This is a genomic window from Mycolicibacterium obuense (assembly GCF_055397605.1).
In genome coordinates this window covers 1302628-1318483 of the sequence record NZ_AP043663.1, presented here as the reverse complement: position 1 = coordinate 1318483, position 15856 = coordinate 1302628, and the positions used below count along the sequence as shown (strand labels likewise).

16 protein-coding genes are annotated in these 15856 nt (G+C 67.4%); 8 read left to right on the top strand and 8 right to left on the bottom strand.

The features are described from left to right. Positions 1-3: 3 nt before the first annotated feature. The 5 genes from ACZ50N_RS06390 to ACZ50N_RS06370 are packed head-to-tail and all read left to right on the top strand — an operon-like array spanning position 4 to position 5164. A complete protein-coding gene (locus ACZ50N_RS06390; protein ID WP_464474934.1) occupies positions 4-1656 on the top strand; it encodes an ABC transporter substrate-binding protein in 1653 nt (550 codons plus the stop codon). After that, positions 1653-2603 (top strand): ABC transporter permease, encoded by a 951-nt coding sequence (locus ACZ50N_RS06385; protein WP_046361713.1) that lies wholly within the window; start codon positions 1653-1655, stop codon positions 2601-2603. Before ACZ50N_RS06390 ends, ACZ50N_RS06385 begins: the two co-directional genes overlap by 4 nt. Beyond that, positions 2600-3487, top strand: coding sequence for an ABC transporter permease (locus ACZ50N_RS06380; RefSeq protein ID WP_198529117.1), 888 nt, complete (start codon positions 2600-2602; stop codon positions 3485-3487). Before ACZ50N_RS06385 ends, ACZ50N_RS06380 begins: the two co-directional genes overlap by 4 nt. Next, the gene (locus tag ACZ50N_RS06375) at positions 3484-4335 is read left to right on the top strand and encodes an ABC transporter ATP-binding protein (protein WP_464474933.1); all 852 of its coding nucleotides are present in this window, start codon (positions 3484-3486) and stop codon (positions 4333-4335) included. The genes ACZ50N_RS06380 and ACZ50N_RS06375 overlap by 4 nt, the downstream gene beginning before the upstream one ends. Position 4336: 1 nt before the next feature. Beyond that, positions 4337-5164: an ABC transporter ATP-binding protein gene (locus ACZ50N_RS06370; protein WP_046361714.1), complete on the top strand. Its 828-nt coding sequence runs from the start codon at positions 4337-4339 to the stop codon at positions 5162-5164. A 19-nt stretch (positions 5165-5183) separates the two neighbouring features. On the opposite strand, the gene ACZ50N_RS06365 is transcribed toward ACZ50N_RS06370, so the two are convergent. From ACZ50N_RS06365 to ACZ50N_RS06350, 4 genes are all read right to left on the bottom strand, one after another. Beyond that, entirely contained in the window at positions 5184-6386 is a 1203-nt protein-coding gene (locus tag ACZ50N_RS06365; RefSeq protein ID WP_046361715.1) for a fatty acid desaturase family protein, read from the bottom strand. Between the two features lie 11 nt (positions 6387-6397). After that, positions 6398-7528, bottom strand: a complete 1131-nt coding sequence (locus tag ACZ50N_RS06360; protein ID WP_046361716.1) for a ferredoxin reductase — start codon at positions 7526-7528, stop codon at positions 6398-6400. Positions 7529-7942: 414 nt separating this feature from the next. Continuing rightward, positions 7943-8227, bottom strand: a complete 285-nt coding sequence (locus ACZ50N_RS06355) for a DUF3017 domain-containing protein (protein WP_046361717.1) — start codon at positions 8225-8227, stop codon at positions 7943-7945. Next, entirely contained in the window at positions 8224-9081 is an 858-nt protein-coding gene (locus tag ACZ50N_RS06350) for a bifunctional methylenetetrahydrofolate dehydrogenase/methenyltetrahydrofolate cyclohydrolase (protein WP_172835630.1), read from the bottom strand. The genes ACZ50N_RS06355 and ACZ50N_RS06350 overlap by 4 nt, the downstream gene beginning before the upstream one ends. Before the next feature lie 27 nt (positions 9082-9108). Between ACZ50N_RS06350 and ACZ50N_RS06345 the strand changes: the two genes are divergently transcribed. Further along, positions 9109-10317 (top strand): NADH:flavin oxidoreductase, encoded by a 1209-nt coding sequence (locus tag ACZ50N_RS06345; RefSeq protein ID WP_046361719.1) that lies wholly within the window; start codon positions 9109-9111, stop codon positions 10315-10317. On the opposite strand, the gene ACZ50N_RS06340 is transcribed toward ACZ50N_RS06345, so the two are convergent. After that, entirely contained in the window at positions 10301-10864 is a 564-nt protein-coding gene (locus tag ACZ50N_RS06340; RefSeq protein WP_048424622.1) for a TetR/AcrR family transcriptional regulator, read from the bottom strand. The two genes, ACZ50N_RS06345 and ACZ50N_RS06340, sit on opposite strands and share 17 nt — an antisense overlap. A 251-nt stretch (positions 10865-11115) precedes the next feature. Here ACZ50N_RS06340 and ACZ50N_RS06335 point away from each other — a divergent pair, with 251 nt between their 5' ends. Continuing rightward, positions 11116-13692 carry an FHA domain-containing protein gene (locus ACZ50N_RS06335; RefSeq protein ID WP_464474932.1) on the top strand — a complete coding sequence of 859 codons (2577 nt, stop codon included), beginning with the start codon at positions 11116-11118 and terminating at the stop codon, positions 13690-13692. A gap of 118 nt (positions 13693-13810) precedes the next feature. Further along, complete coding sequence (locus tag ACZ50N_RS06330; RefSeq protein WP_464474931.1) at positions 13811-14377, top strand: TetR-like C-terminal domain-containing protein; 567 nt, start codon at positions 13811-13813, stop codon at positions 14375-14377. On the opposite strand, the gene ACZ50N_RS06325 is transcribed toward ACZ50N_RS06330, so the two are convergent. The 3 genes from ACZ50N_RS06325 to ACZ50N_RS06315 are packed head-to-tail and all read right to left on the bottom strand — an operon-like array spanning position 14378 to position 15856. Continuing rightward, positions 14378-14929 (bottom strand): pentapeptide repeat-containing protein, encoded by a 552-nt coding sequence (locus tag ACZ50N_RS06325; protein ID WP_046361723.1) that lies wholly within the window; start codon positions 14927-14929, stop codon positions 14378-14380. A 5-nt stretch (positions 14930-14934) separates the two neighbouring features. After that, entirely contained in the window at positions 14935-15510 is a 576-nt protein-coding gene (locus ACZ50N_RS06320) for a GTP-binding protein (RefSeq protein ID WP_046361752.1), read from the bottom strand. After that, positions 15500-15856, bottom strand: coding sequence for a DUF742 domain-containing protein (locus ACZ50N_RS06315; RefSeq protein ID WP_046361724.1), 357 nt, complete (start codon positions 15854-15856; stop codon positions 15500-15502). The genes ACZ50N_RS06320 and ACZ50N_RS06315 overlap by 11 nt, the downstream gene beginning before the upstream one ends.

Sequence of the window (15856 nt, the reverse complement as noted above, 5' to 3'; positions counted from 1 at the left end):
GCGATGCTGTCCCCGCATCGGCGATACCGGTTTCGCCCCCGATCGCTGGCCTGCTGGCTGGCCACGGCGATGATGATCGCCGGCTGTTCGATGCCTGGCGCGGACCCGTACGGATCGGCGGTCGACCAGAACGATCTCCGCACCACCACCACTCCGGGTACCGCCGACATCGACACAGTCACGTGGAACCTGCCCTACGAACCACTTTCGCTCGACGCGATGCACTCGTTCAACTACGCGGAGAACACCGTCATCGCGAACATGTGCGAATCCTTACTTCGACTCACACCGAGCCTCGAGATCCGGCCGGGCCTGGCGGTGCGGGTGGACAAGCCCGACGATCTCACCCAGATCTACACGCTGAGAAGCGATGTCACGTTCTGGGACGGCACATCGATGACCGCCCAGGACGTCGCCTACAGCCTCAACCGCCAGTTCGACCCTGACAACGCATCGTATTTCGTCGGCTATTACGGCCACGTGAAATCGATAGAGGCCACCGGTGCGCACCAGGTCACCGTCCGCTTCACCCAGCCCGACGCGCTGTTCGAGAAGGCGATGGCCACCGCAGCGGGGGCGGTGTCCCAGCAGGCGTTCACCGAACGTGCGGGCGAGGGGTTCGGCACACCCCAGGGCGGCGTCATGTGCACCGGCCCCTTTGCCCTCGACACCTGGACACCCGGTCGCGATCTGCGCCTCACCCGCAACGACGCTTACTGGGATGCCACACTGCGGCCCCGCGCGCATCACATCGATTTCAGCTTCATCGCCGACGAGTCCACGGCAGTGAACGCCCTGCGCAGCGGTGAGGTCGACGGGCAGTTCTTCTATCTGCCACCCGCCGGGCTGATCCAGTTGCAGAAGGACAGCAACCTGACGCTGAACTTCGGCAAATCCCTGGTGTACTTCGCGCTCGCCACCGCCAACGCGAACGGACCTCTCGGTGACGTCCGTGTGCGACAGGCACTTTCGGCGCTCATCGACCGCAAGGCCATCGCCGGTGTCGTCATGCAGGGAGCAGGGCTTCCCGCCCCGACGCTGGCGGGTCCCGACTACTGGGGCTATGAGAAGGACGCCTTCGAGGCCGCCGCCACCCGCTTCGGCACGGACCCCGACATCGAACGCGCACGGGGACTGCTGAAGCAGGTGGGCAACGTCGGCCCGATCACGATTGGCGTCCAGGGCAGTTCGGCTGTGCACGAGCAGACCGCCAACGTCATCCAGGCTGCAGGCCGGAAGCTCGGGCTCGACATCCGCACGAAGGTCATCCCTGTCGAACAGTTCGGCAATCTCTACAGCGACCCGACGGCACGGGAGGGCCTCGACGGATTCTTCACCACCTGGTACGGAAACCTGCCGGATCCGCTCGAGGCCTACTCGATGTTCGTGCACGACGGTACCAACAACTTCGGTGCCTACGACGCGGTCAGCGACCAGGTCAACGAAGCGATCGGGACGCTGGACCCGGCCGAGCGCGCACAGCGTGTTATCGCGATCCAGCAGAAGGTCACCGAGGACGTGCCGTGGACGCCGCTGGTGTACCTGCCGACCATTCTCGTGCAGAACTCGCGCATCTCGGGGGCGACCGCGTCGATCGCCTATCTCTATTACCCGTGGGCCGCCACCGTCGGTGGAACAGAGGAAAAAACGAAATGAGCCTTGCGACATACGCTCTCAAGAGGCTGGGCGGTCTCGTCCTGGTGCTGCTCGTGACCTCGTTCCTGGTGTTCTCGCTGCTGTATTTGGCGCCGGGCAGCCCACTGTCGTTCATTCTCGGCCCCCGCGGAGGCACCCCCGAACAGGTCGCCGCCGTGACTGCGAAGTACCACCTCGACGATCCGTTCCACCTGCGGTACGTCCGCTGGCTGGGCGACGTGCTGCATGGGGACTTCGGCCAGTCGATCGTGTACCGGCAGAACGTGTCCGACATGATCGACGGACGGATCGGCACCACGGTGATGCTGGTCGCCATCTCGGCGGTCATCATCGCCGTCGCCGGCGTCGGCTTCGGCACGGTCGCGGCCCTGAAGGGCGGCCGGACCGGCGGCCTCATCACGTCGTTGGCTTCGGTCGCCCTCTCGACGCCGGTGTTCGTCATCGGTGTCGCACTCATCAGCCTGTTCGCTGTGGCGCTCAACTGGTTTCCGGTGTTCGGTAGCGGATCGGGTGGTATCGACACGCTGCACCATCTGGTGCTGCCCGCGGTCGCCCTGAGCCTGGGCAGCATCGGGTATCTGACCCGAATCACGCGCGCCTCGGTGGACGAGGAGCGCAGCCGCGAGCATGTGCAGACGGCGGTCGCCAGGGCGCTGCCCGGCTCGGTGATCATCCGCAGGCACATCCTGCGCAACGCCCTGATACCCATCACCACCGTGCTGGGTCTCACCGTCGCGTCGCTGATCGCCGGGGCCGTCGTCGTCGAGAACGTCTTCGCCATCGACGGATTGGGCTCTCTTCTGGTGAAGGCGATTCTGCAGCGCGACTTCGCCGTGGTACAGGCGGTCGTCCTGGTCCTGGTCTTCGGGTTCGTCGTAGTCAATGCGGTCGTCGATGTGCTCTACACCGTCATCGACCCGCGCATCGCTCTGGGGAGGAAACCGTGAGCCAAGCAGTGTTGACCGCACCCGCGCTGCGTGCCGCTTCGCCGTCGCACCCTCTGCGCCGCATCACTCGTCTCACTGATCGGCTCGGGCCACTCGGCACGACCGCGGCCATCACGCTCACCGTCATCGTCCTGGCCGCGGCCGCTGCGCCGCTGATCGCGCCGTTCGATCCCAACGAGCCCGACCTGCTCAATGTCCTGAGCAATCCCACTACGACACATTGGTTCGGCACCGACGCGCTAGGGCGAGACATCTTCTCGCGCCTTCTGTTCGGTACGCGGTACACCCTGGCCGGGCCGGGACTGGTGATCCTGCTGTCGACCGTGGTCGGCTCGATGCTCGCACTCACTGCGGCCTGGTGGGGTGGGCGGGTCGACACGGCGATCTCCTGGGTTCTCGACGTGCTCTTCGCTGTCCCCGGCATCGTGTTCGCCCTCATCGCCGTAGCCCTGTTCGGGCCGAGTTTCGGCACCGTGGTCGCGGGTCTGACCATCGCCTACATCCCGTACGTGGCCCGGGTGGTACGCGGAGCCGCATTGCGTGAACGCAATCTGCCGTACGTGTCCGCCGCGTGGCTGCAAGGTCAGCGCAGTCTGTCGATCACGACATGGCAGATGCTGCCCAACCTGATGCCGCTGATCGTGGCACAGGCAGTGTCCTCACTGGGCTTCGCGGTCATCGACCTTGCGGCGGTGTCGTTCCTGGGCTTGGGTGTTCAGCCGCCGACCGCGGATCTGGGCCTCATGGTCAAAAGCGGTTTCGACAGTGTGCTGCGGGGTTTCTTCAGCGAATCCCAGGCTGCGGGCACTCTGATCGTGCTGATCGTCCTGTGCGTCACCGTCATCGGTGACCGACTCACCGCATCGGCAAGGAGTGGTCAGTGAACGCGACCCTGCTCACCATCCGCGACCTGACTGTCGACGTACCGTTTAAGGCGGCAACCAAGCGCCTGCTCAACGGCGTCGACCTCACTGTCGGAGCGGGCGAAGCCGTGGCTCTCGTCGGCGAATCCGGTTCGGGCAAGTCGCTCACCACTCGCGCCGTGATGCGGCTACTACCCGAACGCTTCGTCGTCGGCGGGACGATCGAGTTCGACGGCGCCGATGTGCTCGCGATGAAACGCGCAGAGCTGCAACGCTTTCGAGGTCGGGATGTCGGGATGATCTTCCAGGACCCGAGGGCCCACATCAACCCGGTGCACCGCGTCGACGACTTCCTCACCGAGGCGCTGCGCATCACCCGCGGGGTGTCACGGTCCGACGCCGAGGACCGCGCCGTCACGCTGCTGGAAGAGGTCGGCGTGCGCAATGCGGGCCAGCGGATGCGCCAGTACCCCCACCAGTTGTCCGGAGGACTGTTGCAGCGCGTACTCATCGCGTCGGTGCTGCTTGCCGAACCGACCCTCCTACTGGCCGACGAGCCGACCACCGCACTCGATGTGACGGCCCAGTCTGACGTCATGGCCATCATCGGCGAGCAACGCCAACAGCGCGGCCTGGCCTTGCTCTTCATCACCCACGATCTCGAGCTGGCCGCCGCGTGTTGCGACCGGATCGCGGTGATGTACGCAGGTGAAATCGTGGAGCAGGGACCCGACGTATACGACGATCCGCGACATCCCTACACCAGGGAGCTACTCTCCGCGCGGCCCAGCATCGACCACCGCAGCGACCGACTGCCTGTGCTGCAGTACAACCGAACGGTGCACGCCGAATCGAAAGCGGGAGCTTGACATGACGAATTCGCCGGTGCTCTCGGTTCGGCGCCTCTGCAAGCGGTATCCGTCTCCGGTACGGGGTGGACAGCCTGTGCTCGCCGTCGACGACGTCAGCTTCGACGTAGCAGACGGCGAGTGTCTGGCGATCGTCGGCGAGTCGGGTTCGGGGAAGACCACGGTCGCCAAGACGATCGTCGGGCTGGAATCGCCGACCTCGGGCACCATCGTCGTCAATGGGGAGCCGCGCGGTCGCCCGCCCAGCCGCCACGGTCAGCGGGTGCGGTGGGCCGCCGAGGTCCAGTACGTGTTCCAGGATCCGTACTCGTCACTCAATCCCCGGCAGCGCGTCCTGGACGTGATCGCGACGTCAGTCGGTATCCATCAGCCCGGCTTGACCAGAGCGGATCGCGACGCGGCGGCACGGACGCTGCTCGACGACGTCGGACTCGGCGACGAGTTCGCTTCACGGCTTCCGTTCGAGTTGTCGGGCGGTCAGCGTCAGCGGGTGGCGATCGCGAGAGCACTTGCCGCGAACCCGGCGCTGGTCATTCTCGACGAGGCCGTCGCGGCGCTGGATGTATCGATCCAAGCCCAGATTCTGAACCTGCTCAAAGACATTCGAGCGCAGCGACCTGTCAGCTACCTGTTCATCACCCACGACCTCGCGGTGGTGAACCAGGTCGCCGATCGGGTCGTGGTGATGGAGCAGGGCGTGGTGGTCGAGGAGGGGACGACCACCGGAGTCTTGACGCAGCCCGCGCACGCGTACACCAGAGCCCTTGTGGCCGCTGTTCCACGCGCAGGGTGGCGACCTCAGCGCCGCGCCCATCTGGCCGCGGGCTGAAGTCGCCACCGGGCAACGGTCACGCCGCCCGGGCGCGCTCCCGAAGTGCGGTGCGCAGCCCACGCTTCGGCGTTCCCGGGGTGGGTTCGACGCGGCCGAACCGCCGCTCCGAGGCCGTTTCCGGCGCGTCGTCGCTGGGCGCCTTCAGGTACTTGTCCGGCAGCGCGAGCTTGAGGATCGTCCAGAACGACTGCCAGTACTGCCGCAGCAGCGGCCCGGTGGTGTACGGCAGGTCGTACTTCTCACACAGATCTTTGACTCGCACGCTGATCTCGGCGTACCGGTTGCTCGGCAGATCCGGGAACATGTGGTGCTCGATCTGGTAGCAGAGGTTGCCGCTCATGAACGCCATGACCGGGCCGGCGTGGAAATTGGCCGAGCCCAGCATCTGTCGCAGATACCATTCGCCGCGGGTCTCGTTCTCGAACTCTTCTTCGGTGAATTTCTCTGCGCCGTCGGGGAAATGGCCGCAGAAGATCACCATGTACGCCCAGTAGTTGCGGATGAAGTTCGCCACCGCATTGCATTTGAGCGTGTGCTTCCAGTTGGTTCCGGTCAGCGCCGGGAAGACGATGTAATCCTTGCCGACCTGCTTGCCGACCTTGCGGCCGATGACCTTGAGGTCTCGCAGGACCTCGCCCCTGGACTTCTCGCCCTTGCGGTACTTCGTCACCTCGACGCCGTGCAGGGCCACACCCCATTCGAAGAACGTCCCGAGTAGCAGGTTGTAGATCGGGTTGCCGATCATCCACCGTTCCCAGCGCTGATCACGAGTGAGCCGCATGATGCCGTAGCCGATGTCATCGTCGAGCCCAACGACATTCGTGTACTTGTGGTGGATGAAGTTGTGCGACTTCTTCCACTGCACCGACGGTGAGGTGGTGTCCCACTCCCATTCGGTCGAGTGGATTTCCGGATCGTTCATCCAGTCCCACTGGCCGTGAGTGATGTTGTGGCCGAGCTCCATGTTCTCGATGATCTTCGCCGTCGCCAGCATTGCCGTCCCGGCCACCCGGGCGATTCGGCTGCTGCTCGCGAACAGTGAGATGCGGCCGCCCGCCGCCAACGCTCGCTGCAGCTGGATGGTGCGCCGGATGTACCGGGCGTCGCGCTCACCGCGGGATTCCTCGATGTCGGCGCGTATCTGGTCGAGTTCGGCCGCGAGATTCTCGACGTCCTCTTCGGTGAGGTGCGCGTAGGCCTTGATGTCGGTGATCGCCATGGTAAGTCTCCTCAGATCTTGATGGTGCAGTCACCGGAGGCGGTGGATATGCATGTCTGGATACGGTCGCCCGCACCGTGTTCCTGCCCGGAACGGATGTCCCGGACGTGCCCCTCTTCGAGCGGGAGCACACAGGTCTGGCAGATACCCATCCGGCAGCCGAACGGCATCTGAAGCCCGGCGTCCTCGCCGGCCTGCAATATTGTTGTCGCACCGTCGATCTCGACCGACTTGTCGGAGATCGCGAAGTGCACGGTGCCGCCTTCTCCGCCTTTGTCGGTGGCCGCGATCGTGAACCGCTCCATATGCAGCTGGTCGGCCAGGTCGTGTTCTTCCCACACCTCTTCGGCTGCGTCGAGCATCGCCGACGGCCCGCACACCCATGCGGAGCGCTTCTGCCAGTCCGACACGATCTGGTCGAGTTCGGTGAGCTCGACCTTGCCGTCCTCCTGGGTGAGCTGGAGGTGCAGGCGATAGCCGCGCTGCTCGTTCTCCAACTCCCGCAGTTCGTCACAGAAGATCACCGACTCGGCCGACGGCGCCGAGTGGATGTGCACGATGTCGGGCGCCTGGCCGCGGGCCCGCAGCGACCGCAGCATCGCCATGATCGGCGTGATGCCGCTGCCCGCGGTGATGAACAGCAGCGATTCCGGTGGCGGATCGGGCAGCGTGAACTCGCCCTGCGGCGCGGCCAATCGAATGATCGTGCCCGGCTCGACCCCGTCGACGAGGTGGGTGGACAGGAATCCCTCCGGGGTGGCCTTCACCGTGATCGAGATCTCGTCGCGGTCCGGCTCGGGTACCGAGGTCAGCGAGTAGGACCGCCAGTGCCAGCGGCCGTCGACGCGTAGCCCGATGCCGACGTACTGGCCGGGCTGATAGTCGCGTGCGAAGCCCCAGCCCGGCCGGATGATCACGGTGGCCGAATCGTCGGTTTCCCGGCGGACCTCGACGATCTCGCCGCGCAGCTCACGCGCCGACCACAGCGGATTGAGCAAAGAGAGATAGTCATCGGGGAGCAGCGGAGTCGTGGCGCGGGCGGCGAGCCCGCGGACCATGTTCACCCACCCCCCGCTCGGTGCTTCGACGTCGCGGGCCGGTTTCTTGGACCACCGCGCCACCGTTTTGACCACTCCGGCCATGGATCACCCCTGATGCGCTCCGCAGTAGACGGTGTGACTGCAGTCACACCGACGAGGACGATGCTGGGGTATCCCTACTCACCGGTAACGAAACATTTGTTCACCGATTGATTTTCGGGGCCTCCGGAGCCTCGTGGCCTGCGCCATCAGGCCCCGGCGGCGCCGCGTCGACCCTCGCCGTGGCGCCGGTTCGTGCCACTTTCCACACCGATCGACCGGCGACGCGCCGCCTCACGATGACCGGCCGTGCGGGTCATGTGTGGTCCCGCCGTCAGGCGTCACTGCTCGAGCAGCGGCTGCGGCATTGGATGCTCCGGTGACAGTGGGCCCGTCACCGACGCGTCGCGCACATCGATCCCCGGCGGCATTCCGGCGAGCCGACGGGCGACGGATGGGTCAGCAAACAGGAAACGGTCAGCTGGTACCCAGCGGATCGATCGTCCAGGCGATGTAGAGCATGATCGCGCTGACTGCCGCCGTGGTGGCGACGTCCACCGTGCGGCTGCGCACGGCGAGCAAACCGACACGATCTTCCGGCAAGGTCAGCCGCAGCGCCGACGCCATGCCCACCGCAATCGCCATCACCAGCGCACCCCGGCGCCAGTAACCGGCAGCCACCAGCACGAACGCGGCCAGCAGCGACAGCCCCACGATCAGGATCGGCCACTGCCCGGTGAACAGCCTGCGGGTCGCCCTCACGACGCGGCGGCAGCCTCGGCGCGCTCGACGACGTTGGTGAGCAGGAACGCCCGGGTGAGCGGGCCGACGCCGCCGGGGTTGGGTGACACGTGCCCGGCCACGTCCCAGACGTCGGGATGCACGTCGCCGACGAGCTTGCCGGCGGCGTCGCGACTGACACCCACGTCGACGACGGCGGCCCCGGGCCGCACCATCTCGGCGGTCACCATGTGCGGCACGCCCGCCGCGGCGATGATGATGTCGGCCTCTCGGGCGATCTCGGGCAGGTGCCGAGTCGCGGTGTGGCAGAGCGTCACCGTCGCGTTCTCCGAGCGGCGGGTGAGCAGCAGTCCGAGCGGACGGCCGACGGTGACACCGCGGCCGATCACCACGACGTGGGCGCCGGCGATCTCCACCTCGTAGCGGCGCAGCAGGTGGACGATGCCCCGCGGGGTGCAGGGCAGCGGCGCCGGCTCGTTGAGCACGAGCCGGCCGAGGTTCATCGGGTGCAATCCGTCGGCGTCCTTGTCGGGGTCGATCCGTTCCAGCGCCGCGTTCTCGTTGAGGTGCCGCGGCAAGGGCAGCTGCACGATGTACCCGGTGCACTCGGGGTTGGCGTTGAGCTCGTCGAGCGTGGCCATCAGGTCGGCCTGGCTGATGTCGGCGGGCAGATCGCGGCGGATCGAGGTGATGCCGACCTTCGCGCAGTCGGCGTGCTTGCCGCGCACGTAGGCCTGGGATCCGGGGTCGTCGCCGACGAGGACGGTGCCCAGCCCCGGGGTGTGGCCGGCCTCGACGAGACGCTTCGTGCGTTCCGTGAGGTCGACGAAGATCTCGTCGCGCGTGGCCTTACCGTCCAAAGTGATCGCACCCACGGCGATCATTGTGACAGGCTCTTCGACATGACAACTGTCCGCGATGTGTTCACTGGAGCCGCGCTGGGTCCCATCACACTGCGCAACCGCGTGATCAAGGCAGCGACGTTCGAGGCCGCGACGCCGAACGCTCTGGTCACCGAGGACCTGATCACCTACCACCGGCTGCCCGCGGCGGGCGGGGTCGGCATGACGACCGTCGCCTACCTGGCCGTCGCCCCGGGCGGACGCACCGAAGGGAATCAGATCTACTGGCGGCCCGAGGCGATGGCCGGGCTGCGCAAGCTCACCGATGCCGTGCACGCCGAAGGCGCGAAGATCAGCGCGCAGATCGGTCACGCCGGCCCGGTGGCCAACTCCCGGTCCAACGGGACCACCGCCTACGCCCCGGTGCGGTTCTTCAATCCGCTGTCGATGCGCTTCGCCAAGCGGGCCACCCGCGACGACATCACCGACATCACCGAGGCGCACGCGCAGGCCGCGCGCATGGCCATCGACGCCGGCTTCGACGCCGTCGAAGTCCACCTCGGCCACAACTACTTCGCGAGCTCGTTCCTGTCACCGCTGATCAACCGGCGCGACGACGAGTTCGGCGGCTCGCTGGCCAACCGGGCCAAGGTGGCCCGCGGCACCGTCCTCGCCGTCCGTCGGGCGGTGGAGAAAGCGGGCACGCCGATCGCGGTGACCGCGAAGCTGAACATGAGCGACGGTGTTCGCGGCGGCATCTCGACCGAGGAGGCACTGCAGACCGCGAAGTGGCTCGAGGAAGACGGCGGCCTGGACGCCATCGAGCTCACCGCCGGCAGCTCGCTGGTCAACCCGATGTACCTGTTCCGCGGCGATGCACCCGTCAAGCAGTTCGCGGGCGCCTTCAAGCCGCCACTGCGCTGGGGCATCCGAATGACGGGCAACAAGTTCTTCCGCGAGTATCCCTACCGCGAGGCGTACCTTCTGCGCGATGCCCGGCTGTTCCGCGCCGAGCTCTCGATGCCACTGATCCTGCTGGGCGGCATCACCAATCGCGAGACCATGGACCTGGCGATGGCCGAGGGCTTCGACTTCGTCGCGATGGGGCGGGCCCTGCTCGCCGAACCGGACCTGATCAACCGCATCGCCGCCGACGGCAACTCGGTGCGATCGATGTGCACGCACTGCAACCAGTGCATGGCGACCATCTACAGCCACACCCACTGCGTCGTGACGGGTTCGCCGTCGCCTGTCAGCTCGGGGCGGTGAGCGCCTGCGCACAATCGGTGACGATCGCATCGGCACTCGCGGGGATCGCCTGGCGCGCGCTCAGGTGACGTCGCACGATCGCGTACGGCACATCGATCACCGCCGCGCTCACCCGCGCGGAGTCACCCGGGATCTCGCCGAGCACCTTCTTGAGCCTGCGCTGCAAGCGTTTCCGGCGTCCCACGAGATTCTCGGGCCATTCGCCGAGCCCGAGTTGTCCGGGCCCCGTCAGCAGCACCTGGGCCTCGACCGGATGGGCGCGGCACCAGGCGAGCACGGACAGCGCGCCGGTGATGCAGCGTTGCGCCGGCTCGTCGTCCGTGGCAAGAGCAGCCAGCAGCGCCTCCTGCAGTCGCTCCTCACTGCGCACCCACAGTTCTCCGCACAGTGCTGCGCGGGTCGGGAACCTGTGGTAGACCGAGCCACTCGGCGCTCCCGTGCTGCGCGCCACCGCCGACATGGTGACCGCACCGGGTCCGTCGACGGCCAACAGGTCCGCCGCTGCGTCGAGGAGGACGTCGACGGTGTATCGGGCGGGCCGCGGCATTGCTCCACCCTAAAGTAGAGGTTTACCTCTAAAATACGATGCGCGTGCCCGAGCTGATCCAGCGCCCGCTATTGCGGCTATTCACAGGACATTTCATGGTGCACACGACGGGCGTGTCGCACGCACGGGTAGGGAACAGCGAGATAACGGCCCGGCCACAGATCACCCACAGGGTCACGCGAGGTACTCGATGAGCGGGGCCTACCGATAGAGTTGCGCGCGATGTCTATTGTCGCCGCCGGAGCGGCTCTGTGACCCGATCTGCACCTCCTGCGCTGACCGTGCGTTATGACGGGTCCACCCGCACTTTCGCAGCCGGCAACGACGTGGTCGTCGGCCGGGACCTGCGCGCCGATGTCCGCATCGCCCATCCGTTGATCTCCCGCGCACACCTCGTGCTGCGTTTCGACCAGGGCCGCTGGCTCGCGATCGACAACGGTTCGCTCAACGGGATGTTCGTCAACAGCCGGCGGGTGCCCGTCGTCGACATCAACGACGGCGCTCAGATCCACATCGGTAATCCCGACGGCCCGCTGCTGACCTTCGAGGTGGGCAAGCATCAGGGCTCGGCGGGCACCCCACCCCCGACCACGGCCGTCCCCGTCGCGAGCCGCCCCAGCGGGCAGTGGCCGAGCCAGACGGCCACCCACCCGGGGCCACCACCGACTCGTCCACCCGGCGGGCGGTCCTACCCGACCACCGGACCACGCACCGGCTATCCCCCGCCACCGCCGCCGTCGCGCCCCGTACAGCAGCAGCCGATCTCGTCGCCGGCGATGGAGTCGGTCACCCAGATGGGGCCCGCCGCGGCGCCCCGCTCCGGCGGTGACGGCAACATCGCCACCAGCATGCTCAAGATCCTGCGTCCCGGCCGGGCGCCGGAGGTACCGCCGGGTTCGGTGAAGATCGGCCGCGCCGGCGACAACGACATCGTCATCCCCGACGTGCTGGCCTCCCGTCACCACGCGACCCTGGTGACGACGGGCGCCGGCACCGAGATCCGCGACAACCGCAGCATCAACGGCACGTTCGTCAACGGCTCCCGCGTCGAGACGCAGCTGCTCTCCGACGGCGACACCGTCACCATCGGCAACGTCGACCTGGTCTTCCGGGACGGCGCACTGGTCCGGCGCACCGAGACCGCCGCCGCCACGGCGACCGGCGGCCTGGAAGTGCACGGCGTGACGTGGACGATCGAGAACAACAAGACGCTGCTGGACAACATCTCGATCTCGGCGCGGCCGGGCACCCTGACCGCGGTGATCGGCCCGTCCGGCGCGGGTAAGTCGACCTTCGCCCGCCTGGTCGCCGGCTACACGCATCCGACGACGGGCCAGGTGTCGTTCGAAGGCCACGACGTGCACGCCGAGTACGCCTCGCTGCGCTCCCGGATCGGGATGGTGCCGCAGGACGACGTCGTGCACGGCCAGCTCACCGTGCGCCAGGCGTTGATGTACGCCGCGGAGCTGCGGCTGCCGCCGGACACCACGAAGGCCGACCGGGAACAGGTCGTCAACGAGGTGCTCGAGGAACTCGAGATGACCAAGCATCTCGACACCCGCGTCGACAAGCTCTCCGGCGGCCAACGCAAGCGCGCCTCGGTGGCGCTGGAACTGCTGACCGGCCCGTCGCTGCTGATCCTCGACGAGCCGACCTCCGGGCTGGATCCCGCGCTCGACCGGCAGGTCATGACGATGCTGCGTCAGCTCGCCGACGCCGGCCGCGTCGTCCTGGTCGTCACGCACTCCCTCACCTATCTGGACGTGTGCGACCAGGTTCTCCTGCTCGCGCCGGGCGGCAAGACCGCGTTCTACGGACCGCCCAACCAGATCGGCCCGTCGATGGGCACCACGAACTGGGCTGACATCTTCTCCACCGTCGCCGGCGATCCGGACGCGGCCGCGCAGCGCTACCTGGACCAGCACGGTCCACCGCCGCCCCAGCCGCCGGCGCTGACACCGTCGGAGCTCGGCAACCCCACCCGCACCAGCTTGCGCAGGCAGCTCTCCACCATCGCGCGACGGCAGATCCGGCTGGTCGTGTCCGACCGTGGCTACTTCGCGTTCTTGATGCTGCTGCCGTTCATCATGGGCATCCTGTCGCTGTCGGTGCCTGGCGACGTCGGCTTCGGTGTGCCGAAGACGGCGCTCGAGGGCGGTGAAGCCCCCAACGAGCCCGGCCAGATCCTGGTGATGCTCAACGTCGGCGCAATCTTCATGGGGACCGCGCTGACGATCCGGGCGCTGATCGGCGAGCGCGCCATCTTCCGGCGCGAACAGGCGGTCGGTCTGTCGACCTCGGCGTATCTGCTGGCCAAGATGGTGGTGTTCACCGCGTTCGCGGTGGTGCAGTCGGCGATCGTGACCGCCATCGCGATCATCGGCAAGGGCTGGGGGCCCGGCGCCGTGGAGGCCGGCAACGTGATCGGCAACCGCAGCCTCGAGTTGTTCGTCGACATCGCGTTCACCACCGTCGCCGCGGCGATGGTCGGCCTGGCCCTGTCGGCGCTGGCCCGCTCCGCCGAGCAGATCATGCCGCTGCTGGTGGTCGCGATCATGAGCCAGCTGGTGTTCTCCGGCGGCATGATCCCGGTGACCGACCGGCTCGTGCTCGACCAGATGTCGTGGGCGACACCGGCACGCTGGGGCTTCGCCGCGTCGGCGTCGACGATCGATCTGATCCGGTTGGTGCCCGGGCCGCTGACCCCGCAGGACGACCACTGGAAGCACACGTCGGGCGCGTGGCTGTTCGACATGGCGATGCTGGTCCTGATCAGCGTGGTGTATGTCGGTTTCGTGAGGTGGAAGATCCGCCTGAAGGCCGCGTGACGACGAGCCTGCGAGGAGTCGCGCAATCAGACACCGCTTAGAGGTCGGGCGGCAAAACCTCTGCACGGGCGACCCTTCCGAACGCAATAGACTCGGGCGGGGCGTGCGAGGGGGTTGTGTGACGGACAGCGATGCGGCGATCCGCGCCGTGGCACTGGACGCGGCATTGACGGAGTTGCAGCAGTGGGGTGTGGACCGCTTCAGCATCGAGGGTGTCGCGCACCGCTGCGGCGTGGCCCCCGAACAGATCGGTCAGTTGTGGCACAGCCCGCGCGATCTGGTCGTCGATGCCCTGACCAGCTCCACGTCCAGCGCCATCCGGACGCCGGACACGGGCAGCCTCGCCGAGGACCTGACCGAGCTCGCGGTGTCCGTCGGGCACTACCTCAACGAGCAGGTGGGCCGCCGCATCGCGCGGATGCTCGTCATCGACAGCAAGTCACACACTGTCGATGACGAGACCCGGCACTTGTTCTGGCAGCACCACCTACCGGTGATGGAGACGATCCTCGCGCGGGCGACCCGGCGCGGCGAGATCCACCTCGAGTTCCGGGCCATCCATGTGCTGCAGCTGCTGACGGCGCCGCTGCAGACGTGCGCGCTCTACAGCAGCGCGCCGGTGGAGCCCGGGTACTGCCGCGCGATCGCCGATCTGGTGACGCGCGCGGTCAGCACCGGGAGCTGATCAGCCGCCGTGGATGTCGAGACCGTGTGCGGCGGCGAAGGCGAGCGCCTGCTCGATGTCGATCTTGGCGCCGCGCAGCGACGCCGTCGTCCAGAACGTCGGATCGGCACGCGCCCCGCGCAGATCCGCCTCGTCCAGGCGGGTGCCCTGTACCCGGGCCCCGGTGAGATCGGCGCGGGCCAGCACCGCTCGTCGTAGGTCGGCGCCGACGAGGCTGGTTTCCCGCAGGCGGCAGTCCGACAGATCGATCGTGCGCAGGTCCGCTCCCCCGAGGACCGCGAGCGTGAAATCGCATTCGACGAACGTCACCGGCCGGATTCGGCACTCGACGAACGTCGAGCCCAGAAAACTGCAGTGACGAAAGACGCTGTGCCACAGCGACGTACGACGGAACATGCAGTTCCGGAACGCAGATCCGACGTGTTCGGATTCCGACAGGTCGACCCCGGAGAAATCGCAGCCGTCGAAGACGACCCGCTCCGTGCGTAGCCGGCTGAAATCCTCGTCGCGAAAATCCGCGTCGGCGAATTCGCTGTCGGTCTGATCGTCCATGGTGGTCAGCCGGCAGGGGCCAGCCGACTCAGCGCGTACTCGGTCACCGCGATCAGCGCAGCCTTCGTCGACTCACGGCTGCGCGCGTCCACGGTGATCAGCGGGACGTGCTCGGGCAGCGCCAGCGCGGTCCGCACCGCCGCCAACCGATGACGGGGCGCACCGTCGAACTCGTTGACGGCCACCAGGAATGGCAGATCACGGGCTTCGAAGAAGTCGACGGCGGCGAAGCTGTCCTCGAGTCGGCGGACGTCGACCAGGATGATCGCGCCGATCGCGCCGCGGATCAGGTCGTCCCACATGAACCAGAACCGGCGCTGGCCGGGTGTGCCGAACAGGTACAGCACCAGGTCGTCGCTGAGGCTGATGCGACCGAAGTCCATCGCCACCGTCGTCGTGGTCTTGTCCGGCAATCCGGCGAGTTCGTCGACACCTGCGGAGGCGTCGGTCAGCAGCGCTTCGGTGCGCAGCGGCACGATCTCGGACACCGCGCCGACGAACGTGGTCTTGCCCGCGCCGAACCCGCCGGAGACGACGATCTTCGTGGAGGCGGTCCTGGGCTGCTCGGACCTAGAGTGCACGAAGGCCACGCAGCGTCCTTCCGATCAGGTCCCGTCGCTCGTCTGTGGTCGCCGTCGCCGAGAGCGTGTCGTGGACGGTGACATAACCCTGCACCACCAGGTCGCCCACCACCACGCGCGCCACGCCGAGGGGCAGATGAAGATCCGCCGCGATCTCGGCGACCGACGGGCGCGCGGCGCAGGCCGCCATGATCTGCGCCCGCACGTCCGCGCTCGGCCAGTCCCACGCCAGCGGCGGCGTCGCCGGCCCGACCGCGGCCTCCCACGGCACGTCGACGCCCGCGTCCGTGCGGCCCGCGGTCAGGGTGTACGGGCGGACGAGTCGGGGCCCCGGGTCGTCAGTCAT

Bases quoted from the DNA above. Each gene is read 5' to 3' on its own strand.
- ACZ50N_RS06390 (WP_464474934.1), top strand. From the start codon at position 4: ATGCTGTCCCCGCATCGGCGATACCGGTTTCGCCCCCGATCGCTGGCC.
- ACZ50N_RS06385 (WP_046361713.1), top strand. From the start codon at position 1,653: ATGAGCCTTGCGACATACGCTCTCAAGAGGCTGGGCGGTCTCGTCCTG.
- ACZ50N_RS06370 (WP_046361714.1), top strand. From the start codon at position 4,337: ATGACGAATTCGCCGGTGCTCTCGGTTCGGCGCCTCTGCAAGCGGTAT.
- ACZ50N_RS06365 (WP_046361715.1), bottom strand. From the start codon at position 6,386: ATGGCGATCACCGACATCAAGGCCTACGCGCACCTCACCGAAGAGGAC.
- ACZ50N_RS06360 (WP_046361716.1), bottom strand. From the start codon at position 7,528: ATGGCCGGAGTGGTCAAAACGGTGGCGCGGTGGTCCAAGAAACCGGCC.
- ACZ50N_RS06345 (WP_046361719.1), top strand. From the start codon at position 9,109: ATGACAACTGTCCGCGATGTGTTCACTGGAGCCGCGCTGGGTCCCATC.
- ACZ50N_RS06340 (WP_048424622.1), bottom strand. From the start codon at position 10,864: ATGCCGCGGCCCGCCCGATACACCGTCGACGTCCTCCTCGACGCAGCG.
- ACZ50N_RS06325 (WP_046361723.1), bottom strand. From the start codon at position 14,929: ATGGACGATCAGACCGACAGCGAATTCGCCGACGCGGATTTTCGCGAC.
- ACZ50N_RS06315 (WP_046361724.1), bottom strand. From the start codon at position 15,856: ATGACTGACGACCCGGGGCCCCGACTCGTCCGCCCGTACACCCTGACC.